Origin of the sequence: Pontibacter flavimaris (assembly GCF_001907195.1) — a bacterium.
Lineage (GTDB): Bacteria > Bacteroidota > Bacteroidia > Cytophagales > Hymenobacteraceae > Pontibacter > Pontibacter flavimaris.
In genome coordinates this window covers 940917-965934 of sequence record NZ_LVWA01000005.1, presented here as the reverse complement: position 1 = coordinate 965934, position 25018 = coordinate 940917, and the positions used below count along the sequence as shown (strand labels likewise).

The following is a 25018-nucleotide window of genomic DNA, read 5'->3' as shown; positions in this document are numbered from 1 at the left end:
TACCACTTAAGTATAAATCCTAATCTATTTCAAAAGTTACAGTTACACCTCCGGAACCCAAGGCTGCAGCTAACCCCGATGGGTTGGCTATTTTCCCGAGCCGGGTATAGTTGTAAGAAGTTGGGAAACTCTTATAGAACAGTACCAGAGTACTATTGCCATAAAGCATGATATCACCTGCCTGTATGGTGCCTGGGTTTGATGCATTTGTAGGAAGATTCTCTGGCAATGCGAAAAACTTTTCGTTGTCGTTCAGTTCACTCATTTCAATTGTCATCGGTAACTGCGCTTTGAAGGCAGTTGCAGATGCATTGTTGTAGAGCGTGGCAGCAAAAATGCTGGAGCCAACTGTAATCTTAAGTTTCGTACTTTCCTCCATTAGTTTGGCTGATTTATTATTCTCTTCTTTACAACCACTACGGGCAAATAGGCTGAAGCTGACAAGCATCAGCGGTAATAAATAAATTGGTCTCATAAAGATAATGTTTAAGGAAGAAGCATACTTTCAAATTGTATGAAGGGGCTGTTATAGCCCCACTTTAAAACTACTTTCTTTGTATAACTCAGCTGCAACCGTCGCAGCAACTGTGTGCTAGTAACATAAGTGCTGAAGCTGCTACAACAAGTATCTTCCTCATTTCTATATTTTCTATTTCTCTGGTTAAGAGAAGGTTTCATTTAATTTTCTTGATGATTTTGGCTGGAATGCCACCTACCACGGTATTGTCCGGCACATCTTTGGAAACCACGGCTCCTGCCGCTACGATGGAGTTCTCACCAATCGTCACGCCTTGCAAAATGGTGGCTTGGGCACCAATCCAGGCATTTTTCTTAATGTGAATTTTACCTGCAGTGAGTGTTTGTCTATCGTTTACAGAGATAGGATGGCCCTCTGAGAGCAGGCAGACTTTGGGAGCAAGCATCACATTGTCTTCTATGGTAATGCCGCCCAAATCCAAAAATGTACAATCAAAGTTGATAAACACATTCTTCCCGATCTTGGTGTTCCTTCCATAGTTGATTTGAAGTGGCGGGAATACCATGGTAGTCGCATCAATCTCAGAAGCAGTGATCTGGCTTAACAGCTTTCTGATTTTGTTCGGGTCTGCTTCAGCGTTTAATTGGATGAGTAGTTTTCGTGTACTGTTACAAGCATCACCGATTTGAGCGTAATCCGCATCGCTAAATGGAACAGCTTCACCATTTAATAGCCGTTGAAATATATCTGTCTGTTGCGTTTTCATAGTAGTGTAATAATGTAGATTACAAATTTACCCGAATTCTACCTGCTATTCGTTACACGTTGTACGCATATAGTGTCAGATATTGCCTAAACTATCTAACTCAGGGTCATTTGAATGAATAAAGAAGATAAGGATAGAATTATCTTGCTGAAGGTGCTTGGTGGTGTGCCGTTACCAGATGACTTTTTGTATCGTTACCACACGCATATCTACTGCCACAGGGGAAGTATAGACTTTGTCTTCAATGATAAGCCGTATACCTGCAAAGCTGGAGGATTAGTGTTTTTTTTGCGGACAGCAAGTTGGCAGATCTGACGTTCTCAAAGAAAGTTAACGCAACAGTTCTGCTGGTGGAAAGAGATTTCCTTGATGAAAATATTCCGGACCAAAGCTGGAGCATTGATGCTTTATTACATTCTAGAGACAACCCGGTGCTGCACCTGACCGAGAAGAAAGACAAGCATAGAGTGCTTTTAAATTTTCACCTTTTGCACGGTAAGTTTTCAGATACAGAACACCGCTTTTATCATGAAACCCTGAAGCTGCAAATGCAGGTGTTCCTGTTGGAAATGTGGCACACGTTTGCAAATGAGTTTGAACGCCACAAACGAACAATAGAAAGCGGGACACTTTATGAGCGCTTTATGCAATTAGTGCATCAACATTGTATGAAAGAGCGGGAGGTACGGTTTTACGCCAACAAGCTCAACATTACGGCCAAATATTTAAATTATGTATGCAAGCAAAATTCAGCTGTTACTGCCTCGGAGTGGATACAGCGTTATGTAAGAGAAACGATTATTCTTCTCTTGCAAGTCAAGAACCTAAATATATCCGGGATCGCCGATGAAATGGAATTCTCTAGTAGGTCTTTTTTCACGCGCTATGTAAAAAAACTAATAGGTATGACTCCCAGAGAATTCAGAAATAGATTGGGCTAAAAGTGAAATGGGGCTACTAATACTAGTTGCTATTTCTATAGAAAGAATGCTTCTAAAGCAGCCAGATCACAGTGATAAAGTTCGATAATTCTATTCTATGGTCTACATAAAAATCCGCTTCAGATAAAACTGGAGCGGACTTTTTTGCGATCCAGACAATTTTTTATATCCTTAAGCAGTCTCTTCTTGAGCTTCGCGCAACCCGCAGGTCTAGACGCTCCTATGACAAAGGCAAGTTTGACTTCTAACAGTGAATGCGTTACGTCAGGTTCTTGATAAAAGAAGTACCCTCCTTAAGCTCCTTGGCCAGTTGCTCTATAGTAGTATTCTGGAATACATCCCGCAGGGACTCACGTGCCACTTTAAATTTGTCGTGTAAAGGACATGGGTGAGTTTCGGAGCATTTCTTCAGACCTAATCCGCATTCCCAGAAAACAGCCATTCCGTCTATGGCATTAACTATATTGATAATAGGTTGCTCCAACTGGTAACCATCAATGAAGAACCCGCCGTACGGTCCTTTCAAAGAGGTTATGATCCGGTGCTTGTTGAGAATTTGCAGAATCTTTGCCGTAAAAGCCTCGGGCGCATCTACCTCTTTTGCAATGTCTTTCACATTAAGCTTAACTCCTTCTCCCGCTTTAGAGGCAATAAAAACTGCCGCCCTGATGCCATATTTGCACGACTTAGAAATCATATGCTATCCCCCTTTATAGTGTTCTACTGCAAACATAAAGTATAACTACCTAAAAAGGGGTAGAAAACTTCATGTACCTGCTATTGGCTATGTCCTGTAACGACTCGTAATGTTGTGTCTGACACTTGGTTATTTACATGATCACTTCCGGCATTTTGGCTGCCCGTGAAGTTTATCTGTGCGCCGGCAGCCAATACAACTTCGGCAGCAAAATTTTCAAGAATATAAAGGCTGTGTGGCTCATTGGCTGGAATAAGCAACGTAGTGCCTGCTTCCAGTGTAAGTTCTCTTCCCCTGAGCTTCAGAATTCCCTTACCTGCCTTCACAACCATAAAAGCATCTGACGAAGCATAATGCCGCGGCATTTCCTCCCCGCCGCCTAGGCCAACGCTTAAAACCTTGTACGAAGCATTGGCATGTATTTCTTTCATTTCCATTTTATCTTCCTAAAGAATAGCACCTCCCGATTGAACCAGGAATTCCATGCTCTCCAGCTTAGACCTGCCCTTTATTACCATCATGTGCCAATCGCGAATTGCGTGATCAGGTAATATAGCGCCCAGCCGCCAAAAACAATATGCAGGATCCAGACCCAGTTAGGTATGCTGCGAGGTGTTTCACTGCCTTCAATCAGGAACACTTTCTGATCGCCTTTGCCATAGGCACTCACCATGATGGGCAATACGCCATCCACTACTTCATTCTCTGAGATGCCTTCCACGTTAATATCCGGACCATTCCGCACCACAAAAGGGATTTTACGGATACCCTCTTTACCAGATGGATCTTTACTGACAATGCGCAAGGTATGCTCCCCATCCACCAGTTTGCGGGTGTCCAGCTCGAAATTTATAGGTGATCTGAAAGAGCCGACAGGCTGCACATCGTCATCCACAAAAATTACTACAGTGCTTTTATCATCCATTTTATCAGAAATCTAAGATGGTTCTTTTGATATGGTCCTCACCTTGTTCACCGGGCCGGGCCAGCCATTTTATGCTAAAAAACAGGCAAAACACGACAATGAGCACCGTGGCCCATACCAGGACATAGTCCCAGTCACTTTGCGGGCCTGCTCCGTGGCTGATGCCCTGCAGCACTTTTGGCTGCTGCTTCTCACACACCGGACACGCAAAAGCTGTCAGGCTAAGGAGTGTGGCGAGAACCGTAAGTATAAAGGCTTTCATAAGTCAATTCCGTTAATCTGTTGTCTTCCAATAATTGTTTGCCTGTGCAATCGTCTGAAACTCTGTAGCTATTACCTGTGCCGAGGCAATCAGTTGGGCTGTATCGGAGGCATAAGCGGCACGCAACTGCTGTCGTATGCCGGCATCCGGCTGAATAGCGCCTATGGATTTGCGGGCAAGTTTTATAGCAAGCTGCCTGCCTTCAAAAGGGGTGGCAGTAATAAGAGTTGGCAGGTAGTTTTCTTCCTGATTTTGCATGGTTCTATAGGTTTATGCTACGTTAAGGTGTCTTCTTTTTACTCCAATAGTTATTTGCCTTTGCTACCTCCTGAAACATTTTCCGGGCATACACTTTACAACAGGCAGTTTCTTTGCGGAATGCAGCCTTTTGTTCTTTAGCCGGTTCAAAAGCACAACAATCCATTTGTTGCTGTCTCAGCCCTTTGTCCGGTTGCCTGTCGTAGATAGCTTTCCTGGCAAGGGCTATAGCTAAAAGCCTCCCTTCAAAAGGGGTGGCAGTCAGCAGCTCCGGTAGCTTACTGGAAGACATTCCTTCGGACATTTACTGTTACTTTTTGGCTGTCTGCTTCAGGAAATCCATGATCTTCTGTACTTCTTCCACCGGCACCTTGCGGGCTTTGTTGCCCCAACTGGAGCGCTCGTGGTTAATGATAGCGGCTACCTCGGCCGCTGATAAGTTCATGTTCGTTCCAATGGCAGGCATAGAGCCAAACTCTGGCCGGGCATCATACCCATTCATCACAATATCAATCAGCACTTCCGGATTATCATCCGTTACAATCGCACTGCCTTTCAGGGGCGGAAAGGCTCCTTTCAGCCCCTCACCGCTGGCCTGGTGGCAGCTCTGGCAATTGGCCGCATAAAGCGCAGCACCGTCCAGCCCCATGTCTTCTCCGCCGCCAGCTACCGCATCAGGCTTTTGCTCCCGCTTGTAGAGGAATTCAGGTACAGGCATAGCTCCAGGCAACTCCACCTGCTTCAAAGATTGCAGGTAGGCTACCAGGTTGAGCGCGTCCTGGGTTGCCACAATCTTTCCTTTCACACCCTTTCGGAATTCATCGGGCACCGAAATCTCAACATCGCCCTCATCCAAGTTCGTTTTCTCCTCAAACAACCATGGGTAGGCCGGCATAACAGACGCAGCTACTACGGCACGCGGCTGATACAGGTGCAGCAGGTTCCACTCTGCGCTTGGCTGGCGGTTGCCTACATCGGTTAAGTCGGGGCCGGTGCGTTCAGTGCCCATCAGCGTAGCCGTGTTGCGCCAGAGATCAGTTCTGTGCTCACTGGCATAGTCGGCTGCAATGCTGGGCCGCTTGCCCCATACATTGTCCATTTCAAGGTTACGCACCTGTTGGGTATGGCAGGCCACGCAGCCATTGGCTACGTACAGTGCCTTGCCTGCCAGTGCAGCGTCGCTCAGAGGTTCTTCGTTAGGCAGCGGGCTGTTGTTGTTCTGGTTGTTTATGGCAGGCATAACAGCAACCAGTATGGTGAGCACGACAAACAAGCCAAGCGCACTGAGGTATAGTTTCTTATAGTTGTTAAAAAAGTCCATCATATGCCGTAAGTGTCAAAAGCAATTGTTAGGAATTTTATTGGTTGTACCGTCTTATGCCGCCTTTATGTGCCCTGTATCTCCACCAGTTCTTCCGCATGCAGCTTCTCGATCGCGATGTCATTGATGTTTACTGTTTTGCGCGGATTGATCATGTTATACATGTTGTAGGCAAACACCAGGTGCGATACCCACATCAGTGAACCGCCAATGGCACGCCACAACCAGTAAGGAGCCATCATGGTCACACTTTCAATAAAAGGTAGTCCATCCATCCACATCAGGCCGCGCATAGTTCCGCCCCACATTAGCGGCACGGTATAGAACATCATCCCGATAAAGGCCATCCAGAAGTGAATGCCCACCGTGATCTGTGGAGGTTCCTGTCGCGTAAGTCGAGGTACAATAGCATAGATCCCACCCCACAAAAAGAAGGCGATGATACCGTACATGGTCAGGTGCGAGTGGGCCACCGTAAAATCTGTAAAGTGCCAGATAAGGTTGGTGCTGCGGAATGCCTCAGCTGTGCCCTGTAATGAGCCCGTAAAGTAGAAGATGATGCCCACGATGAAGAATGGCAAGGTATAGCTGCCGGCCACTTTATGCCAGGCACCCCGGAAGGTCATCAGGAAATTGGTGGTACCTGATACGACTGGAATGATCATGCCGGCACTGCCCACTATTGCCACCGTTTGTAATGACCAGGGGATGGCACTGAACACGAAGTGGTGCGTGCCTATCAACGTATAAAAGAATATCTGTGACCAGAAGGCAAGTATGCCCAAACTATAAGAATAGATGGGTTTGTTGAGCTGCTGGGGCAGGTAGTAGTATACCAATCCGAGCGTGAAGAGCATGAACCACATGCCCACGCCTTGGTGCATGTAGTAGCCCTGGATGATGGTTTCACCGAGTCCGTTCTGAAAATTCGGCACATACGCCACAATGGAGATCACGATGGCAAACATGACGGCCGCCACAATGTACCAGTTCGATACATAGATTTCCGTTGTTTTGCGGTTGGCAACGGTTCTCAAAAAGTTAATAAGAGTTATTACCAGGCCGATGCCGAACAGCAACTGGATGGGCCAGATGTACTCGCGGTACTCGCCGCCGCCGTTGTTGATACCCGCCATCAGTGCGATAGTGCCCAGCACAACCGAAGCATTGATGAGGATCAGCGTCCACCAGCCACTTTTCAGGCTATGTATCTGTATGTTACTTACCCGCGGCACCACGTAATAGCCCAGGCCCAGCATGGCCAGCGACGACCAGCCCCAGAACACCGCGTTGGTGTGTACCGGCCGCAACCTGCCAAAGCTCAGCCAGCTTACCTGGTCCACATCAGGCGCCACGAATTTAATGCCAACGTACTCTCCCACCGACGTGCCAAAGACAAGCCAGAAAGTGGCGGTCCCCAGAAACCAGAGAATAAGCCTTGAAAGCGCCGGATCAATACCCGGCCGGACGATGGCTTTGCGCTTGGCTTCTATGAAACGGATGTTGGCCTGCTCGTTTATACTACTGAGTAGTCCTTTGGAATCCTCAGGGGCAAACGGGCCTGAAAGCTCCCTGTTATTTAAGTGGTATTCCTGGTGGAGCTTATCATTTTGCAGGGCTTCCAGTTGCTCCACATTCAAAGTTTTCAGATAATCTGCGAAACGGGTGGCTTCCTCTGTATCCTTCCTGTTCTGAATTCTCTTGAAGAGTGCATTTGCCTTTACCACCAGCAGAAAAAGGGCCGCTACAACAGGTACGATCAGCAGCGTGATGGTAATGAGGATACCCGGTAAACCGATCAGGTCGCTATCAGCGGTGCTCCCTGACTGAGCAAATAAAGGGATAGTGAGAAGGCTAAATACCGCCAAAAGAGGAATTTTAAGGCGTTCCAGATGCTTATGGGGGGGTACAGTAACACAGTTTCGCTTTGTCATGTCAGCAGGTTTTAAGTTGCTCATGCCCTAAATGTACGTAAACAATCCATAAAGGACAAACTTATCCTTTATGGATTCTATCAGTTATTTATTATTTTTTTCCTTCCCTTCTGACAGATTCTAATCGCAGCTAGATTCCTGTGAGGGAAGCTTGACAATTAAAATATTCGGTCTACCCGAAAAGCCTCCCGGTTGACGCTCAGAGGCTTTTTTATACGCTTCGGATACAAAAGCCCCTTCAGCTTGCACCCCATTAGCTTATGCTGCATGTATATTAAAAAAGGTCCGGTTCCCATAACATGATTGCATCGTCATTCAATACTGTCAAACAGGAAGCGTCCTACCATCAGAAACACCTCTGCTTTGCATCAGCCGCTAAGAAAAGAACGGCCCCTGCGAAGTCGAATCGCAGAGGCCGTTCTCTAGTACTTTAGCAGGGAATCTGAAACTGACAGCGGAGGGATTTATACTTTATCGCGTTTAGTTTGCCTAACAGTCTAATTAGGCAAAATAAAACGCCGCTACTTGCTTTGGTGGGCAGTGCCAAAGTAATAACCTACTGGTGTCGCCATTTGCTGCTCAGGTACCTTCTCACAGGGATATCATACACCACCATCACCACATAGGCTACACCAACCAACAGCACTGTTCCTACGGATACGATCAGGTATAGCTCGGTTGTTCCGGGCTTGCTGCTCAGGAAATAGTTGCCGAATATCCAGATGACCGCGTAATGGGTCATGTAGAGGGGGTACGAAATATTTCCGGAGAACACACAGAGCTTTTTCAGCCCCGGCGACAGGCTGGAGCCGGCTCCCAAGGCAACCAGTAACGGGAAATAGAACAGCACGACCAGCGTCTCTGCCACCCAGTTCCATTTAAAATAAGGCATAACGAAGGCCAGCGACAGCAGGATAGCCAAGCCGATAAACCCGAGCCTGTTTTTGATGATCCAGTTAGAGCGGAAGATCAACAGGCCGGCTGAGAAGGAGTAGGCGATACGCGCACCGCCATCCCAGAAGGTCTCTCCTGACCAGCCCCCCAGCAGGTTTCCGGCACGATAACCAACAAAGCAAAGGGTCAGCGCCGCCAGTATGGTCAGTACAGTCAGGTAGCGGCGGGAGAGCCTGTAAAGGATAAGGGCATACGCGATATTGGCAACGTACTCCCAAAACAAGGACCATGAGGGGGCATTCAGGCCGAACAGGTTGAAACCACGCTCTTCCATCACCGGGTAGGGAATGAGCAGGGCGGAGCAAAGAAATACCAGAATAAGCTTGCCCGTGCCATACGCTCCGGTATAAGCCGCGAAAGGATCAAAGATAAAGGCCAACAGGCCCAAAACCGCACCCAGCATAACCAGGGGGTGCAACCTGATCAGCCTCGCTTTGAAGAACTCCATCACCCCCATTTTCCCAAGGCGGTCGTCATACGCGTACCCGATCACAAAACCGGACAGGCAGAAGAAGAAGTCCACGGCCAGGAAGCCATGCCCGATGAAAATCTTACCGGAGTCAGGTGGGTGCACCCACTCCATGAAATGGAAAACAACAACGGCCAAGGCCGCTACCCCCCTTAAGCCATCGAGGATCACAAAGTGCTGTTTCGTCTTTAGAATGCCCGGGCTGGCCGCCAGGTTGTCCGTGTCTACTTGAAGCTTATTCATTGATTGTGGTAAGAGTGAAATGCAAACGGCAACGAACCCTAACAAGGACTCTTTGCCATAGCATCTGATGGTATAAAGCTGTAAGATAGTATGTTTATCGCTTTTAAACGCAGCCTAAGCCGGAAAATGTTGTTGCTACTTCGACCCAAAGACACAGCTGTTCTGTCTGCCTAACTTGAAACTGCTTATCGGATTCCTCACACATTTATCCTGAACACACACTCTTTATAGCTGATTATAAAAACGTTACTTCATACTTTGCATCTTAAAAACCACCTCTTAAACTTATACCTCCTGTGCAGAAGCTCAGCTTCCCGTCTGGCTCTCTGGAAGGCACATAAATAAATTCCTTATCTTTGCAGTTGACTCAACTGGGCGAGGCGACCTGCTTCAGCCGTTGGGTTATAGTTAGTTAGCTCCGCTTCCGGCAAATTGCTGCTGTGGGTGGTGAAATTTTTAAAACCTATGAGCGCCAGCAAAAAATGCCCCCGGTGCGGGCAGTGGTCTAGCTGGACCCAAAATCCCTCTGATCGCTGCGAGCACTGCCAAAGTATACTTGACCCCGTTGCCGTGGCCAGTCAGCAAGCGCGGCAGGAACGCAAGCAGGAGGAGGAACAGCGCTTCAACGTGCGGTTCATTCAGATCAGCCCCGATGATTCCTGGTTCACCAAATTTTACAAGCGCATCGGGCTGGGTTTCCAGATCGCTTTTGCATCCCTTGTTTCCCTTTTCCTATGGCTTATCGCATTGCTGGCCGGCTGAGTTGGGGCACCTTTAGCCCGCTTTTCTGGGCGCTGGCAGCCACTTACCTGGGGCATAGGGTTTGGCGCTGGCTGGCTTTGCCCAGGCCTGCCTGGATTCAGCATTATTTAGATGATCTGCTCTGCCTCCCGCTGGTGCTCACTGCTACCTTGTTCGTGCTGCGGTTCTATTATGGTTCCCAGTTGCGCCTCTCCTGGTACCACGTGGTTTTCGCGGTGCTGTATTTTTCGGTAGCCTTTGAGATTTTCTTCCCCAGGTTCATGCCCCGCTATACCGGTGATTGGATGGACGCGGTACTCTACGCAGCAGGCGGCGCGATTTTCTACCGGTTCCTGAACAGGTAGAACCGCCGGGTTTTATACTTGCTACCTCCGTTTCCGCAAACGTATCAGCTTTAAGTATGCACTCCTTTTATACTTTCCAGAGCCCCAAGGGAAGTATTTTCTCCTTCTTACTCAATTAGTTGCTTGGTTTATACTTCTCAGCAGAACCAGGCCAGCAGAAGTATAAATCACGTTCCGAACCTACCCTCCTGCTTCCCGAACGTATCATCCTTTACCGGCTTAAAAAGTATGATTTTGGTAGTTAAGAAATGAGTGTGATAATCTACAGAATACTGGTAGTGCTTACGTATGTGCTGGCCATTGTAACGCTGCTGCCGCTGTGGCGCCACAACGCCTGGTGGGTGCGTGGCTTTGATTTTCCCAGGCTCCAGTTCATGGCTTTCTCCTTCTTCATGCTGGTGGCTGAAGCCATTTTCCTGGACTTTTCGCGCTATTCCACCTGGGTGATGATGGGAATTGCCCTCGGGTGCTTCTGCTTTCATGTGGGGTGGATACTGCCGTACACCACGTTTTATCCGGTGGAGGTAAAACCAGCGCGCTCCCGGAGGCCGAACAACCTTATCCGCATCATGACGGCCAATGTGCTCATGCCCAACCGCAATTACAAAGGCCTGCTGGAACTTGTAAAGCAGCACCAGCCGGATGTGCTGGTTACCCTGGAGACAGACCTGTGGTGGGAAGGAAAACTGAGCGTGCTGGAGAACGAATACCGCCATACTTTGAAGTGCCCTTTAGACAACAAGTATGGCATGCATGTGTACTCCAGGCTGCCGCTGGAGGATGCCGCCATACAGTTTCTGGTGGAGCCCCATGTTCCGAGCATGCACGCGCTGGTGGTCTTACGCTCGGGCGTTAAGGTGCGCGCGCACTTCCTGCACCCGGCCCCACCCAGCCCGACCGAGAATCCAGACTCTTCGGAGCGCGACGCAGAGTTACTGGTTGTGGCCAAAAGCGTGTCGGACAAGAACGACCCCATCATTGTTTCCGGCGACCTGAACGATGTGGCCTGGTCGGAGACAACGCGCCTTTTCCGGAAGATTAGTGGCCTGCTGGATCCCCGCATCGGGCGGGGCATGTACAATACTTTCCATGCCGGATTCTGGTTTGCCCGCTGGCCCCTCGACCACCTTTTTCATAGCGAGCATTTCACCTTATCGCACATCAGCAGGCTTCCATACTTCGGCTCAGACCACTTCCCGATGCTGGTGGAGCTGGTGTATGACGTAACGCACGGTGCTGACCAACAGGGCCTGGAGGCCGACGAAGATGACCTTGAGTGGGCGGAGAGCAAGATAGAGGAGCACGAGGTGGAGGAATCGCACGTGCACGAGCCGGGGAAGTAATGCGGATAAGGTATTTATACTTTATGCAAAGTATAGAAATCAGCATCAACCATACTTAAATCCGCTCTTTCGGATTTGCAATCCGAAAGTATGTCATTGTCAGGATTTGCAATCCGGTTTTATACTTTGCTGGCTGTAGAGCTACGGCTATAAGCTGAAAGTCGGATGGCAAATCTTCATAATAGGGACTTCGGGATTACAAATCCCCAAGAGCAATTGGCTTTTATACTTGTGCCCTTATAGTAATTACCCCAAGCAGGGGCGATTGGATATGGCAAAGTTTAAAATTAAAGTTGCAATTAACCTACCCCTCCCAAGAGTTGAATTCTGCAAAAGAGTGGGTGTTTCCCCTCTTGGGAGGGGTTGGGTGGGTTTACACCTGCACTGTATTCGTGAACCGCAACTTGGTTACTTGGCAGTGCTCCGCTCGATCTCGCGCAGGTTCTCCATCTTCTTGTTTCGCAGGAAGCCGTTGATGTCCTCGAAGTGCTCGCGGATGCGTTTGTTGCCGAATTCGAACACCTTCGAGGCCAGCCCGTCCAGGAAGTCCCTGTCGTGGGAGACAAGTATGATAGTGCCGTCGAAAGCTTTGAGCGCGTCCTTCAGGATATCCTTTGTTCTGATGTCGAGGTGGTTGGTCGGTTCGTCGAGTATGAGCAGGTTAACCGGTTGCAGCAGCAGCTTGATCATGGCCAGGCGCGTTTTCTCTCCACCCGACAGCACTTTCACCTTTTTCTCCACCGTGTCGCCGCTGAACATGAAGGCTCCCAGCAGATCCTTTACCCGCGTGCGCACGTCGCCCACGGCAATCTCGTCGATGGTCTGGAACACGGTCAGGCTCTCGTCCAGCAGCGAGGCCTGGTTCTGCGCAAAGTATCCGATCATGCTGTTGTGGCCCAGCTGCAGCCTGCCCTCATAGTCAATCTCGCCCATAATGGCTTTCACCAGGGTGGATTTTCCCTCGCCGTTCTTGCCCACAAAGGCCACCTTCTCGCCGCGGTTAATCGTCAGCGAAGCATCCTGGAAAACAGTGTGGTCGCCATACTTTTTGGTGAGACCCTCCACAATGACCGGGTAGTTGCCCGAGCGCGGCGCCGGCGGAAACTTGAGGTTCAGCGCCGAGGTATCCACCTCATCCACCTCAATGATCTCCATCTTCTCCAGCATCTTCACCCTAGACTGCACCTGCAGCGTTTTGGAGTACGTGCCTTTAAAGCGGTCGATGAATCCCTGAATCTCGGCAATTTCCTTCTGCTGGTCGTCATACTGCTTCTGCTGCTGCTCGCGGCGCTCTTTGCGCAGCTGCAGGTACTGGCTGTAGTTTACCTTGTAGTCGTAGATGCGGCCCATCGTCACCTCAATGGTGCGGTTGGTGATGTTGTCGACAAAGGCCCTGTCGTGCGAGATCACGATCACCGCTTTGGCGTTGTTCACCAGGAAATCCTCCAGCCACTGGATGGACTCGATGTCGAGGTGGTTGGTGGGCTCGTCGAGCAGGATGAGGTCGGGCTGCTGCAGCAAGATCTTGGCCAGCTCGATGCGCATGCGCCAGCCGCCGCTAAATTCCCTGGTGGGCCGTGTAAGGTCTGCCCGGGAGAAGCCCAGGCCCTTCAGCGTTTTCTCCACCTCCGCGTCGTAGTTGATCTCCTCCACCGAGTAATATTTCTCGCTCAGCTCCGACACCTGCTCTATGATGGCGTAGTACGCATCCGACTCGTAATCGGTGCGCGTCTCCAGCTCAGAATTCAGGAACTCCATCTGCTTTTTCATCTCCAGTATCTTGGCAAAGGCCTTGGAGGCTTCCTCAAAAACGGTGCAGTCGTCGTCGGTCAGCAGGTGTTGCGGCAGGTAGGCGATCACGGCATCCTTCGGGGCTGACACCTTGCCACGGGTGGGCTTGCTAGCCCCCGCTATAATCTTGAGCAGGGTGGATTTTCCCGCCCCGTTCTTCCCCATCAGGGCTATCCTGTCGTTCTCGTTGATGTTAAAGGTGACATTGCTGAAAAGGGCCGCCCCGTTAAACTCTACCGCAACCGCGTCTACTGAAATCATAACCGTAAATTTAAGGGTGCAAAGATACCAGATATTTTGGCGCTGCGCCAGAACTTTGCAACTTCTCAGTACCAATGCCGCTTCCATGCCTCCTACAAAAAAAGAGCCACTCCCTTTGGCGGAAGCGGCTCGTCTCAGGGCACCAGGGCATACTTGTAGCGCCGGGTTTATACTTTAGTACTGGCCGGTGGCGTTTCTCTGCGCGTCAGAAGCACCTTGTCTACCCTGAAGCCATCCATATCCACCACTTCCAGCTCGTAGGCGTGCAGCTGCACCTTGTCGCCGGAGGCGGGGAGGCGGCCCAAAGTATAGGAAAGGAAGCCAGCCAGCGTGGAGTAGTTGTCAGAATCCTTCCTGACCACCTCCTGCCTCAGCTCCCTGTTCAGTTCATGCACCTCCACGGAGCCACTCACCAGCAGCGAGCCGTCCTCGCGTTTGATGATCTCCGGCTCCTCCAGCTCGTCCAGGTCAGGCATGTCGCCTACAATGGCCTCCAGAATGTCGTGCACCGTGATGATTCCCTCGGTCGTGCCGTACTCGTCCACCACCACGCCGATGTACTGCTTTTCCTTTTTAAAGGTGTTCAGCACGGCGTTCGCCAGCATGGTCTCGGGTATGAAGATAGCGGGATTCAACACGCTCTGGAGCGGCTGTCCGCTGTTATCCGCCAGGTACTCGTAGAAGCTCTTGGCCGTCAGGATGCCCACGATGTTATCGAAATTGCCCTTGATGGCGGGAAACCTGGAATGGGCGCTGTGCACGATCACGTCCCGTATACTTTCCAGCGGCTGGTTAACGTCGATAAACTCCACCTCCTTGCGGTGGGTGCGCAGGTTCCTGGCCCGTTGCTCCGAGTAGGTGAAGATATTCTGGTGCAGCTGTATCTCCTCCTTGGCCAGGATGCCCTGCTTCCCCGCCGTCTTGATGATCTGCCGCAGCTCCTCCTCCGACATTTTCTCCTCCGATGGCTCCCGGATGCCCAGCACCTTGATGACGAGGTTGGTGGAGCCGGAGAGCAGCTTGACCAGGGGCATGGTGGCCTTGGTGAACACTTTGATGATGGGCGCGACCGAGAGCGCAATGTTGTCTGCGTTTCCGAGTGCCAGCGTTTTAGGGATCAGCTCGCCCACCACAATGGAGAAGTAGGTGATCAGCCCGACAACCAGCACGATGGAGAGCGTGGCGGCATATGGCGCCAGGAACGGAATACCCAACAGCCACGCCTCCACATAGCCGGAAAGGGCCGCCCCACCATAGGCACCCGACACAATGGCGATGAGCGTAATGCCCACCTGTATGGCAGAGAGGAAATTCTCAGGCGTTTCGAGCAGCTCCATCACCACCTGTGCGCTGCCGCTTCCCTCCCGCGCCCGCTGGGCTATCCTGTTTTTATTTACGGAGATGATGGAGAGCTCGGAAAGGGCAAAAAACCCGTTGAGGATCGTGAGTAATATCAGAATAAGGACTTCCATGGAATCGTATCAGGTGAGACAGCAATACCAGAAACTATACTTGATTTTGACTTAGAAGGATAACCTGGCCTGTGCCGCAACCCTGGTTTGGCAGGAGCAATCGCGGGGGCTTACCTGTATCCGCTACAAAAGTATGCTTTGAGGCGAAGTGTACAGCCGCAGCTACATTGGTCGGTTGCGTTGCTTCGGCACTACCCGCCGCTCAGTCCAGCAGGTAATTACCAATAAAGGAGGCAAGCATGGCGATGGCGTAGATGATCAGGAACCACCGGAACAACTGCTTTCTGCCGACGGCGTGTTTCAGCCAGGGGTAGAACAGGAAATAGGTTACTCCCACAAAAACAAACAGCAAAACCAGTGCCTTCAGCATACTTTATACTTCTGATAGATGCCTCTGCGGCGTTGAGCGAATTGGCCACACGTACGGCTTCCATACCTTGGGTAAACCTTACGGCCCTACTTGCCCGCCGGGCCAGGCGGGTATTTTCCGCAAGGTAGCCAACAGCAGCGGAAAAACGGCGCATCCCGTCATAGATTATACTTTCCGGACGCTTTTTGTAAATCAAGTTTGAAATTGAGGTAACTTTACAGCCTTTTCACAGGTTTTCCTCAGCATGGTCGATATACTTCTTCTCCTTGCGGGCTTTGTTGCCCTGATCTTTGGCGCCACCAAACTGGTGGACGGTGCCTCCAGCCTTGCCTCGCGGCTGGGTGTCCCGAACATCGTGATCGGGCTGACCATTGTGGCCTTTGGCACGTCGGCGCCGGAACTGGTGGTCAACCTGTTCGCCTCCCTGAACAACAACACGGAGATGGTGCTCGGAAACATTCTGGGCAGCAACATCTTCAACGTGCTGGGCATCCTGGGCATTTCCGCCCTCATTTATCCCCTCTCGGTTAAATCCAGCACCACCTGGCTCGAGATTCCGCTGAGTCTGCTGGCGGCCATTGCGGTACTTGTTGTTGCCAACGATGTCTTCCTGGATGGGACCGCCACCAGCCTGATCAGCAGGGCCGACGGCATCGTGCTGCTGTTGTTCTTCGCAATTTTCCTGGTGTATAATATTACCCTGTCTGTTGGGGGCACGGGGGAGGATGAGGTCCCGGCTAAACAATACTCGCTCCTGGTGTCGGGCCTGTTCATTGTGCTGGGGCTTGCCGGCCTGGTGATCGGTGGGCGGCTGATCGTGACGAGCGCCGTGAGCATTGCCCAGCAGTTCGGCCTGTCGGAACGTGTCATTGCCCTGACGATCGTTTCCATCGGCACCTCGCTCCCGGAACTGGCCACGTCAGTGGTGGCGGTCCGTAGGCGAAACGTGGACATCGCCATCGGCAACGTAGTGGGATCCAACGTCTTCAACATCTTCTTCATCCTGGGCATCTCCACCGTGGTAACCCCAATTACCATACAGGCGGGGTCATTGACGGATATGGTGGTCAACATACTTGCTGGGGTGCTGCTCTTTGTGTTCATCTTTACAGGCAAAGGGCGACAGCTGGCGCGTTGGGAAGGCGCCATTTTCCTTGTCCTCTACATCGGCTACCTCACCCTGCTGATCACGCAGTAAGTATAAAATGGGTTGGTTATACCTGGTGGTTTGATTTGCGTCCGATCCGCAGGTTTCCGCCGTATTTAGTGCTCGCTGCGCAGTAGTTGAAGACTGAACAAAGTATAAAATCCGCTGCTTGCTTATGCCTTTGCTTATACTTTCTAAGCTCTAAAGTATGGATATGGGATTTATACTTTGATTTCCTGATTTACAGCTCCTCCACCAGCCTCCGCAGCTTATCCGCATCGGTCACGGCATTGCCAGTGATGGTGTTGTTAAAGAACACCCATACTTGCTTACCGTCTTCCAGCCAGTCCTTCACCATGTAAGCGTAGCGCTCAAGTTTCTCGTCCGAGTAAGCCGAGGAATACATCTTTTCGTCGCCGTGCAGGCGCAGGTAAGCCGTGTTGGTGGTCGTCACCTCCGTACCCGGAAAGCGCTTGCCGGCACTGGCAATCACCGTGGTGATGTCGTACTCCCGGAGCAGGTCCAGCGCCTCCTCCGTAAACCAGGAAACATGCCGCGCCTCCAGGGCAAAGACCTGCTCCGGGTAGAGTTTGCGCAAGGTATGGAAGAAGTCTGTGGCCACCAGCCTGTCGAAGCGGAAGCTGGCGGCAATCTGCACCAGCACCGGCCCCAGCCGCTGGCCCATCAGCAGGTAGCGCGACATGAATTTCTGCAGCGGCTCCTCTATGTCCTTAAATTTTCTTCTATGGGTGATCTCCTGGTGCAGCTTGGGCGCGAACTTAAAATGCGGCGGTGTCTGGGCCAGCCACTTCTCGATCGTTTTGGCCATCGTGAAATGGTAAAAGCTGCTGTTGATCTCAGTGGCGTTGAAGCGGGTGGCGTAATGGCTGAGGTAGTCGGCTGATTTGAGCTCCGGCGGGTAGAGCACCTCCTGCCAACGGTAGCTCCAGCCCGATGTGCCAATATGCAGTTGGGTAGAATTGTTCATGTTTGCGGTTAAAGTATGGGAAGTATACTTTGTTGCCGGCGGGTGGTTGCGGTTATACTTTGGGAAAGGGAAAAAGCATGCCAAGTATACTTTCAGGAGTAGGTTTAAATCAGTTTATACTTATATTTAATGAAAGAACTGATATGTGTATGAAACACCTTCTACCCCTGCTCCTTCTACTTACGGTTATACTTTCAGCCCAGGCCCAGCAAACCCAGAAGCCGGTGCTGCACGGCAAAAACTGGATGGCCATCACCGGCAAACCGCTGGCCGCCACAGCAGGTGCCATGACCTTCCAGAAAGGTGGCAATGCCGTGGATGCGGCTTGTACCATGCTGGCCGCCACCTGCACCATGTGGGACGTGCTGAGCTGGGGAGGCGAAACGCAGGCGCTGATCTACAATCCCAAGACCAATAAAGTCATTGCCATTAACGCAATGGGCGTTGCCCCGACCGGTGCCACTCCGGAGTTCTTTAAAGGCAAAGGCTACAATTTTCCGCCGGAACATGGTCCGCTGGCCGCTACCACACCCGGCACGGCCGGTGGCCTGATGCACATGCTGGCCAGGTATGGCACCCTGAGCCTGGAGGAAGTGCTGGCCCCTGCCATGGAAATGGCTGCCGGTTACCCTATCGAGGCCCAAACTGCCAATAGCATCGAGCGCGGGAAAGACAAAATAAAGCAGTGGCCTTACAGCAAAAAAGTGTTCCTCACGCATCCTGGCGAAAAACGAGAAGCTCCCGAGCCAGGCGAGATTTTCGTGCAGCAAGACCTGCTGCAAACGCTGACCAAACTGGTAGAAGCCGAACGGGCTGCGCTGAAAAAAGGCAAGAGTCGCGAAGAGGCTATCATGGCAGCTTACGACCGCTTTTACAAAGGCGACATTGCCAAAGAGTTTGTGCGTGGCAGCAAAGAGCAGGGCGGCCTGATCACGATGAAAGATCTGGCCAACTGGAAGGTTTTGGAGGAAGAGCCGCTGGTAACAAACTACAAAGGCATCGATGTGTACAAGCTGCAGCAGTGGACGCAGGGCCCAAGCCTGCTGCAGGCGCTCAACATCCTGGAGAACTTCGACCTCAAAAGTATGGGCTACAACAGCTCCAAGTATATCCACACGGTTTACCAAAGTATGAGCATGGCCTTCGCCGACCGCGACTTTTACTACGGCGATCCATACTTCGCGCCGCAGGAACCGATGAAAGGACTACTGAGCAAGGACTACGCAAAGCAGCGTGCCGCCTTGATCCGGTATGAAAAAAACGACGCCAGGATCGGCCCCGGCGACCCCTACCCTTTCGAAGGAAAGAAAAATCCCTACTTGAAGTTGTTGAAAGAAAGAGGCTTTGAGTTCGATACCACCCGCCGCAACTTCGCCCCCACACACGACCTGCGCAACGGCTCTTCGATGGTAGAGTACCAGGACAGGTTGTGGCGCGGCACCACCACCATTGAAGCAGCAGATAAAGAAGGTTGGGTGGTGTCGATCACGCCGAGCGGTGGCTGGCTCCCGGCCTGCATTGCCGGCAACACGGGTATTGGCATGAGCCAGCGCATGCAGAGCTTTGTGCTGGATGAGCAGCTAAACCCCTTTAACGTGGTAGCACCGGGCAAACGGCCGCGCGTGACTTTAACCCCATCCATGGCCCTGAAGGACGGCAAGCCATACTTGTCGTTTGCGGTGCAGGGCGGTGACACGCAGGAGCAGAACCTGCTGCAGTTCTTCCTTAACGTGGTGGAATTTGGCATGAACGTGCAGCAGGCAGCCGAGGCGGCTAACTTCAACACCAACCAGCTCTGGCTGTCACTGGGCGGCTCTAAAACCGAGGACCGCCAGCCCAAGCCGGGCCACATCCTGCTCCACGACAGTACGCCGGAGGAGGTGCGCGAACAGCTCAGGAAAATGGGCTATACGTTAACGTTCGACGACCGCACCAGTGGCCCGATCAATGCGGTATACTTCGACTGGAAACACGGCAGCTTTTGGGGAGGCTCCAGCAACCATGGCGAGGATTATGGAATTGGGTGGTAAGGATGACCGTGCTTATACTTCTGACTGTCGGGACGGAAGTATAAAAGGCGGATGAAGCATACGGGGCCAGCTAGTAATTCTTGTACTATAAAGATCTAAAGAAAACACCTTTGTTAGTTCTTGAACAGGATAGAAATAGCGGCCGGACTGGGTGGAGGAGGTGCAGGAATTCGGGTAATTATTGTAGAACTCATCCTCCTCAAGGAAAGAGCACCGGATTCCTAATCTGGATTAATCCGCCTGTAAACCACAAAGCCGCACCCGCTAACCGTGCGGCTTTGTGGTTTACAGGCGGTTGCGAACAAATTAGATACAATGGAGTACAACAAATAATTATACGCCATATACCAAACACAAAAAAATAAAACACTATGAAACTATCCCGACTCATCCTCTTAAGTGCCATCGGCGTGGCTACGATAGGTACCTCCTGCAACGAAGAGAAAACGACACAGCAGGAAAACGAACAGCAGGAGCCCGTAGCCACAACGCAGGAAGACTGCCAGCCGATTGACAGGGGCACCGCAAATTCTCCGGAGCAGAAATCAACCTTCGAGGGCCAGACCCGCGCCTGTGAGATGAAATCTGAAACAGCTTATGACGTGCAGGTGCTTGCCAAGAATCTGGAGCATCCCTGGGCTGTTGAACCCCTGCCCGATGGCAACCTGCTGGTAACCGAAAGGCCGGGCCGCATGCGCATTGTGTCCGCCACCGGCCAGGTTGGCAACCCTATAGCAGGTATACCGAAAGTGGACGCCCGCGGACAGGGCGGTTTGCTGGACGTGGCTCTTAGCCCCAAATTTGGCTCCGACCGCATGATTTACTGGAGCTACACTGAACCGCGCCAGGGAGGCAACGCGACAAGCGTAGCCCGTGCCGTGTTGTCAGAGGACCGTTCGCGTGTGGAGAAACTGCAGGTGATCTTCCAGGCACAGCCTACTTATAACGGTGACAAGCACTTCGGCTCACGTCTCAACTTTGGTCCTGACGGCATGCTGTACATCACGCTGGGTGAGCGCTCCGATATAGAGATTCGTCCGCAGGCACAGCAAATGAACAGCCACATGGGCAAGATCATCCGCATTGCGCCCGACGGCAAAGTGCCGAACGACAACCCATTCGTGAAGAAAGAAAACCACCTACCTGAGATCTGGAGTGTAGGCCACCGCAATGTTCAGGCGGCCACCTTTAACGATCAGGGCCAGTTCTGGATCGTGGACCATGGCCCGCAAGGCGGAGATGAATTGAACCTGGTGGAGAAAGGCAAGAACTATGGCTGGCCAACGGTTACTTTCGGGGAGGAATACTCCGGTGACCCTATACCTAACGCCGTTACTACCAAAGAGGGTTTTGTAGACCCGGTCTATTACTGGGACCCAGTAATTGCCCCATCGGGAGCGCAGTTTTACACGGGCAGCGCTTTTCCGGAGTGGAAGGGTAACCTGTTTGTGGGCGGGTTGCGCGAGACCGCGCTGGTGCGCCTGCGCATCGAAAACAACCGCGTAACCGGCGAGGAGCACCTGCTCAAAGATCGCGAACAGCGGGTGCGTGACGTGCGCCAGGGACCTGACGGAGCGCTATACATGGTTACCGACCAGAAGAACGGCGAACTCTGGAAGCTCTCGCCCCAGCAGTAACCACCGTTAATAACGCGACGAAACAAAAGGACAGGTATAGGCCTGTCCTTTTGACATTTAGATTAATCCGGCTGCTTATTTCTATGTGACCGGAAGCGTCACCGGCAGCATATCCCAGGTGATCTGGATGCTGCCTTCGCCGCCATCCCCGGAAACGATTTCATAACGCAACCTTTCCTGCTATACTATGCACCACCTGAATCCCTATAATTAAGCCAATAGGCAAGTATAAATTACAGATATACTTATACCCACTCTTTCTGGTGTACTGGAGCATAACTATACTCCGGTTATAAAAGCCGAATTGATACAGTTTCCCGCACCTGAAACGCAGTCACATCAAGGTAGCCATTAAGAAAACATAACACTACCGGAAGGAATCTGCAGGAAGCATAACTTCTGTTTGAGCAAGCTTTCATGTACATTAGTCCTGTATAGTACTACAGGCTTGGCAGCTTCAAGCTATCTATTTAAGCTGCTCTACAACAAGGGCTTTTAACATAAGAACTATGGATCACAAGCACGAGCATCCTCATCACCATGGTAAAAACCACCAAGCCAGGGAACAGAAAGGCCAGGCAACCGAACGGCTGGAGGAGCAGGCACTGCACGGCCACGAGCAGGCCATGCACCACGACACCTCGGGCCACCCGCCGCATGGTGAACACGGCGGACATGGCCACGACCACCACCGCATGATGATAGAGGATTTTAAGAAGCGCTTCTGGGTCTCGCTGGCGCTGTCGGTGCCTGTCATCATCCTCAGCCCGATGGTGCAGCACATCCTGGGCTTCACGCTGGACATTCCTTACAGCTTGTACATCGCTTTTATACTTTCCTCCGTCATTTATTTCTACGGCGGGTGGCCTTTCCTCACCGGCCTGGCGGAAGAGGTGAAGAAAGGCGCTCCGGGCATGATGACGCTCATTGGGGTAGCCATTACGGTGGCCTACCTCTACAGCTCGGCCATCGTGTTTGGCCTGGAGGGAATGGACTTTTTCTGGGAACTGGCCACGCTGATCGTGATCATGCTGCTGGGGCACTGGATCGAGATGAAGTCGGTGCTCGGGGCCTCCAAGGCGCTGGAGCTACTGGTGAGTATGATGCCTGCCGAAGCCCTGCTGCTCCGCGATGGGGAAAGTATAAAAGTACGTATCGAGGAGCTGCAGAAAGACGATCTTATATTGGTAAAGCCGGGCGAGAAAGTGCCTGCAGACGGCGTGGTGGAAGACGGCGAAAGTCACCTGAACGAAAGTATGCTGACCGGCGAAAGCAAGCCGGTGAAAAAGAACAAGGGCGAGAAAGTGATCGGCGGCTCCGTTAACGGCAATGGGGCGCTGCAGGTGCGGGTGGAATTTACGGGCAAGGAAAGCTACCTCAACAAGGTGATCACCCTGGTGCAGGAAGCCCAGAAAACCAAATCTGAAACGCAGCGCCTGGCCGACCGCGCTGCCAAGTGGCTGACCTACGTGGCGCTAACGGCCGGCTTCGGCACCTTTGCTGTGTGGCTCATACTTGGCCAGGATCTGGCTTTTGCGCTGGAGCGGATGGTGACGGTGATGGTCATCTCCTGTCCGCATGCGCTGGGGCTGGCCGTACCGCTGGTGGTGGCTATCTCCACCGCAGTGTCGGCCAACAACGGCCTGCTCATCCGCAACCGCACTGCCTTCGAGAACTCCCGCAAGATCACCACCGTCATCTTTGACAAGACCGGTACGCTCACGCAAGGCTCCCATGAGATTGCCTCAGTTGTGCTATTTGACATGGCGATGGATGAACGCGAGATGCTGCGCCTGGCCGCCGCTATAGAGCAGAATTCGGAGCACTTCATCGCCCAAAGTATACTTCGCCGGGCAAAGGAACAAAGTATAACCGTGCCTCCTTCGCAGGCTTTTACCTACCTGCCGGGCAAGGGTTTGGAAGGTATGGTGGAAGGAAAAGATGTGAAGGTGGTGGGGCCGAACTACATCAGCGAATTTAACATCAACGTACCTTCCAGCCAGGCCGAGGAAGGCGTGGAAACGGTGGTGTATGTGCTGGTGGAGAATCAGCCGGTTGGCTACATCGCCATGCGCGACCAGATCAGGGAAGAGTCGGCCGAGGCGATACGGGTGCTGAAGCAAAACGGGATCAAGAACCTGCTGCTCACCGGCGACAACGAGCGCGTGGCCAAAAGCGTGAGCGACCAGCTGCAGATGGACGGCTTCCTGGCCAACGTACTGCCCCACCAGAAACAGGAGAAAGTGAAGGAACTGCAGGCCAAAGGTGAGTTCGTGGCCATGACCGGCGACGGCGTGAACGACGCCCCTGCCCTGGCGCAAGCCGATGTAGGCATCGCCGTGGGCTCCGGTACCGACGTAGCCGCCGAAACCGCCGATGTTATACTTGTAAACAGCAACCCGCAGGACATCGCCTCGCTCATACTTTTTGGGAAGGCCACTTACCGCAAAATGATTCAGAACCTGATCTGGGCTACCGGCTATAACGTTATTGCGCTGCCGCTGGCGGCGGGCGTGCTCTACAACCAGGGTATCATGATATCGCCCGCCGTGGGCGCTGCCCTCATGAGCCTAAGCACTGTCATCGTTGCTATTAACGCACAACTGCTAAGAAGGGAGATAAAGTAATAAATCCCGCCACCCGGGCAGCTGCATGTCGTAAAAGGTTAATCAGGGTACTGCCGCCTTGCAGCTAACTCGGGGCGTGAGCTTTTTCCCATCACTAATGCGAGCTAAAGTATGACAGACATCAGCACAGAGCATCCCGACAGCATACCTTCGGTGGAACTCCTGAATCAGGGGCGCAGGATAAACTTCAGCAAACACTGCCTGGGCGATGTAAAGGTGAGGCGTAGCGTGAACAAAGGTTCATGGGATACCCTGACGGAGCAGGCAAGGTCGCCCTACATAGACCAGGATGATTTTCCGGCAGGAACTCATTTGTTATATGAGGTAGAGTTGGAGCAGGATAACGAACGGAAGAAGTATGAGTTGGAGGTGTCGCTTTGAGCCCTATGCATGCTACCACCGCCTCACGCGACCAGGCTTAACCAGCCTTGAGCGCCCGCTTCTTTCCCTTTCTAATAGAGGGCGAGGAGGCAAAGTATAAAACAAACCCTGAAAGTATAGTCAATAAGCCTAAGACAGAGAAGGCGCGAAGAAGGATGTTCCCGAAATTAACCCACCCCTCAAAATCCATGGTGTGCAGCATCCACAGGAAAATGAATACGCGCCATTGGTCGTGGCGGATGGACTGGAAAGTACCCAGCCCGGCAGCTACGTAAACTGTGCATTCAGTGGGCTGGCTGAGCGTGATGGCCCAAACCGGAAGTGGTTTATGGCGGTACTCGTGGTGCGATCCTGCTTCGCTCAGGTACTCCGTTTTTCTACCCTGAATGGGCCGATTAGCTGGCTTTTGGCAACGACAATAGCCTGTGCTTCGGTAAGCGCGGGTAAAAGCGAGCCGGTGGCGGCATCGGCCAACCGCACGTTTATGCTGGCATCATGGCCAGCTCCATGCGCCCCTTCCTCCTGCGCGGGATGGTCCATACTTCCGGAAAAGTACTAAAGCTGGCAAACAGGCTTCCCTCCAGGCTCAATCAACTGAATTGAAAATATAGAATCCA

At 51.8% G+C, this 25018-nt stretch carries 26 protein-coding genes; 10 read left to right on the top strand and 16 right to left on the bottom strand.

Translation table 11 applies throughout. The features are described from left to right. Positions 1-19: 19 nt before the first annotated feature. Both A3841_RS12385 and A3841_RS12380 read right to left on the bottom strand, forming a co-directional pair. Complete coding sequence (locus A3841_RS12385; RefSeq protein ID WP_073852583.1) at positions 20-475, bottom strand: cyclophilin-like fold protein; 456 nt, start codon at positions 473-475, stop codon at positions 20-22. A gap of 199 nt (positions 476-674) precedes the next feature. Further along, entirely contained in the window at positions 675-1244 is a 570-nt protein-coding gene (locus A3841_RS12380) for a sugar O-acetyltransferase (protein ID WP_073852582.1), read from the bottom strand. 114 nt (positions 1245-1358) lie between these two features. Here A3841_RS12380 and A3841_RS20535 point away from each other — a divergent pair, with 114 nt between their 5' ends. Together A3841_RS20535 and A3841_RS12375 are read left to right on the top strand one after the other, a co-directional pair. Continuing rightward, positions 1359-1559 carry a cupin domain-containing protein gene (locus A3841_RS20535; protein WP_206073086.1) on the top strand — a complete coding sequence of 67 codons (201 nt, stop codon included), beginning with the start codon at positions 1359-1361 and terminating at the stop codon, positions 1557-1559. Continuing rightward, the gene (locus A3841_RS12375; RefSeq protein WP_206073085.1) at positions 1547-2185 is read left to right on the top strand and encodes a helix-turn-helix domain-containing protein; all 639 of its coding nucleotides are present in this window, start codon (positions 1547-1549) and stop codon (positions 2183-2185) included. The genes A3841_RS20535 and A3841_RS12375 overlap by 13 nt, the downstream gene beginning before the upstream one ends. Before the next feature lie 259 nt (positions 2186-2444). Here A3841_RS12375 and A3841_RS12370 read toward each other — a convergent pair whose 3' ends face one another. From A3841_RS12370 to A3841_RS12330, 9 genes are all read right to left on the bottom strand, one after another. Continuing rightward, complete coding sequence (locus A3841_RS12370; protein WP_073852581.1) at positions 2445-2882, bottom strand: RrF2 family transcriptional regulator; 438 nt, start codon at positions 2880-2882, stop codon at positions 2445-2447. An 80-nt stretch (positions 2883-2962) separates the two neighbouring features. Then, on the bottom strand, positions 2963-3319 hold the full coding sequence (locus tag A3841_RS12365; protein ID WP_083610322.1) for a cupin domain-containing protein: 357 nt from the start codon (positions 3317-3319) through the stop codon (positions 2963-2965). 80 nt (positions 3320-3399) lie between these two features. Then, positions 3400-3807: a cytochrome C gene (locus A3841_RS12360; RefSeq protein ID WP_073852580.1), complete on the bottom strand. Its 408-nt coding sequence runs from the start codon at positions 3805-3807 to the stop codon at positions 3400-3402. A gap of 4 nt (positions 3808-3811) precedes the next feature. Continuing rightward, positions 3812-4069 carry a hypothetical protein gene (locus A3841_RS12355; protein ID WP_073852579.1) on the bottom strand — a complete coding sequence of 86 codons (258 nt, stop codon included), beginning with the start codon at positions 4067-4069 and terminating at the stop codon, positions 3812-3814. A gap of 12 nt (positions 4070-4081) precedes the next feature. Next, the gene (locus A3841_RS12350; protein ID WP_073852578.1) at positions 4082-4327 is read right to left on the bottom strand and encodes a hexameric tyrosine-coordinated heme protein; all 246 of its coding nucleotides are present in this window, start codon (positions 4325-4327) and stop codon (positions 4082-4084) included. Between the two features lie 22 nt (positions 4328-4349). Beyond that, positions 4350-4631 (bottom strand): hexameric tyrosine-coordinated heme protein, encoded by a 282-nt coding sequence (locus A3841_RS12345; RefSeq protein WP_139307947.1) that lies wholly within the window; start codon positions 4629-4631, stop codon positions 4350-4352. Between the two features lie 6 nt (positions 4632-4637). After that, positions 4638-5651 carry a cytochrome c gene (locus A3841_RS12340; protein ID WP_206073084.1) on the bottom strand — a complete coding sequence of 338 codons (1014 nt, stop codon included), beginning with the start codon at positions 5649-5651 and terminating at the stop codon, positions 4638-4640. Between the two features lie 62 nt (positions 5652-5713). Beyond that, entirely contained in the window at positions 5714-7516 is a 1803-nt protein-coding gene (locus A3841_RS12335) for a cbb3-type cytochrome c oxidase subunit I (RefSeq protein ID WP_235861386.1), read from the bottom strand. Positions 7517-8138: 622 nt separating this feature from the next. Then, positions 8139-9248, bottom strand: coding sequence for an acyltransferase family protein (locus A3841_RS12330; protein WP_073852577.1), 1110 nt, complete (start codon positions 9246-9248; stop codon positions 8139-8141). A gap of 465 nt (positions 9249-9713) precedes the next feature. Here A3841_RS12330 and A3841_RS20045 point away from each other — a divergent pair, with 465 nt between their 5' ends. The 3 genes from A3841_RS20045 to A3841_RS12315 all read left to right on the top strand — a co-directional run bounded on the left by A3841_RS20045 (position 9714) and on the right by A3841_RS12315 (position 11697). Continuing rightward, entirely contained in the window at positions 9714-10010 is a 297-nt protein-coding gene (locus A3841_RS20045; RefSeq protein ID WP_139307946.1) for a hypothetical protein, read from the top strand. Next, the gene (locus A3841_RS12320; protein WP_083610321.1) at positions 9983-10354 is read left to right on the top strand and encodes a hypothetical protein; all 372 of its coding nucleotides are present in this window, start codon (positions 9983-9985) and stop codon (positions 10352-10354) included. Before A3841_RS20045 ends, A3841_RS12320 begins: the two co-directional genes overlap by 28 nt. Before the next feature lie 254 nt (positions 10355-10608). Continuing rightward, entirely contained in the window at positions 10609-11697 is a 1089-nt protein-coding gene (locus tag A3841_RS12315; protein WP_206073083.1) for an endonuclease/exonuclease/phosphatase family protein, read from the top strand. Between the two features lie 408 nt (positions 11698-12105). Here A3841_RS12315 and A3841_RS12310 read toward each other — a convergent pair whose 3' ends face one another. From A3841_RS12310 to A3841_RS20310, 3 genes are all read right to left on the bottom strand, one after another. Further along, on the bottom strand, positions 12106-13749 hold the full coding sequence (locus A3841_RS12310) for an ABC-F family ATP-binding cassette domain-containing protein (RefSeq protein WP_073852574.1): 1644 nt from the start codon (positions 13747-13749) through the stop codon (positions 12106-12108). Positions 13750-13916: 167 nt separating this feature from the next. After that, positions 13917-15221 (bottom strand): hemolysin family protein, encoded by a 1305-nt coding sequence (locus tag A3841_RS12305; protein ID WP_073852573.1) that lies wholly within the window; start codon positions 15219-15221, stop codon positions 13917-13919. A 202-nt stretch (positions 15222-15423) separates the two neighbouring features. Continuing rightward, positions 15424-15591: a hypothetical protein gene (locus tag A3841_RS20310; RefSeq protein WP_170866184.1), complete on the bottom strand. Its 168-nt coding sequence runs from the start codon at positions 15589-15591 to the stop codon at positions 15424-15426. A 244-nt stretch (positions 15592-15835) separates the two neighbouring features. On the opposite strand from A3841_RS20310, the gene A3841_RS12300 reads away from it, so the two are divergent. Next, positions 15836-16789, top strand: coding sequence for a calcium/sodium antiporter (locus A3841_RS12300; protein ID WP_073852572.1), 954 nt, complete (start codon positions 15836-15838; stop codon positions 16787-16789). Positions 16790-16979: 190 nt separating this feature from the next. On the opposite strand, the gene A3841_RS12295 is transcribed toward A3841_RS12300, so the two are convergent. Next, positions 16980-17726, bottom strand: coding sequence for a DUF72 domain-containing protein (locus tag A3841_RS12295; RefSeq protein ID WP_073852571.1), 747 nt, complete (start codon positions 17724-17726; stop codon positions 16980-16982). 149 nt (positions 17727-17875) lie between these two features. On the opposite strand from A3841_RS12295, the gene A3841_RS12290 reads away from it, so the two are divergent. From A3841_RS12290 to A3841_RS12275, 4 genes are all read left to right on the top strand, one after another. Next, positions 17876-19756 (top strand): gamma-glutamyltransferase family protein, encoded by a 1881-nt coding sequence (locus tag A3841_RS12290; protein WP_073852570.1) that lies wholly within the window; start codon positions 17876-17878, stop codon positions 19754-19756. Positions 19757-20127: 371 nt separating this feature from the next. Further along, positions 20128-21393 (top strand): PQQ-dependent sugar dehydrogenase, encoded by a 1266-nt coding sequence (locus tag A3841_RS12285; protein ID WP_073852569.1) that lies wholly within the window; start codon positions 20128-20130, stop codon positions 21391-21393. Between the two features lie 509 nt (positions 21394-21902). Then, the gene (locus tag A3841_RS12280; protein ID WP_073852568.1) at positions 21903-24020 is read left to right on the top strand and encodes a copper-translocating P-type ATPase; all 2118 of its coding nucleotides are present in this window, start codon (positions 21903-21905) and stop codon (positions 24018-24020) included. 111 nt (positions 24021-24131) lie between these two features. Continuing rightward, the gene (locus A3841_RS12275; protein ID WP_073852567.1) at positions 24132-24401 is read left to right on the top strand and encodes a hypothetical protein; all 270 of its coding nucleotides are present in this window, start codon (positions 24132-24134) and stop codon (positions 24399-24401) included. 360 nt (positions 24402-24761) lie between these two features. On the opposite strand, the gene A3841_RS12270 is transcribed toward A3841_RS12275, so the two are convergent. Continuing rightward, positions 24762-24941, bottom strand: coding sequence for a hypothetical protein (locus A3841_RS12270; protein WP_073852566.1), 180 nt, complete (start codon positions 24939-24941; stop codon positions 24762-24764). Between the last annotated feature and the right edge of the window lie 77 nt (positions 24942-25018).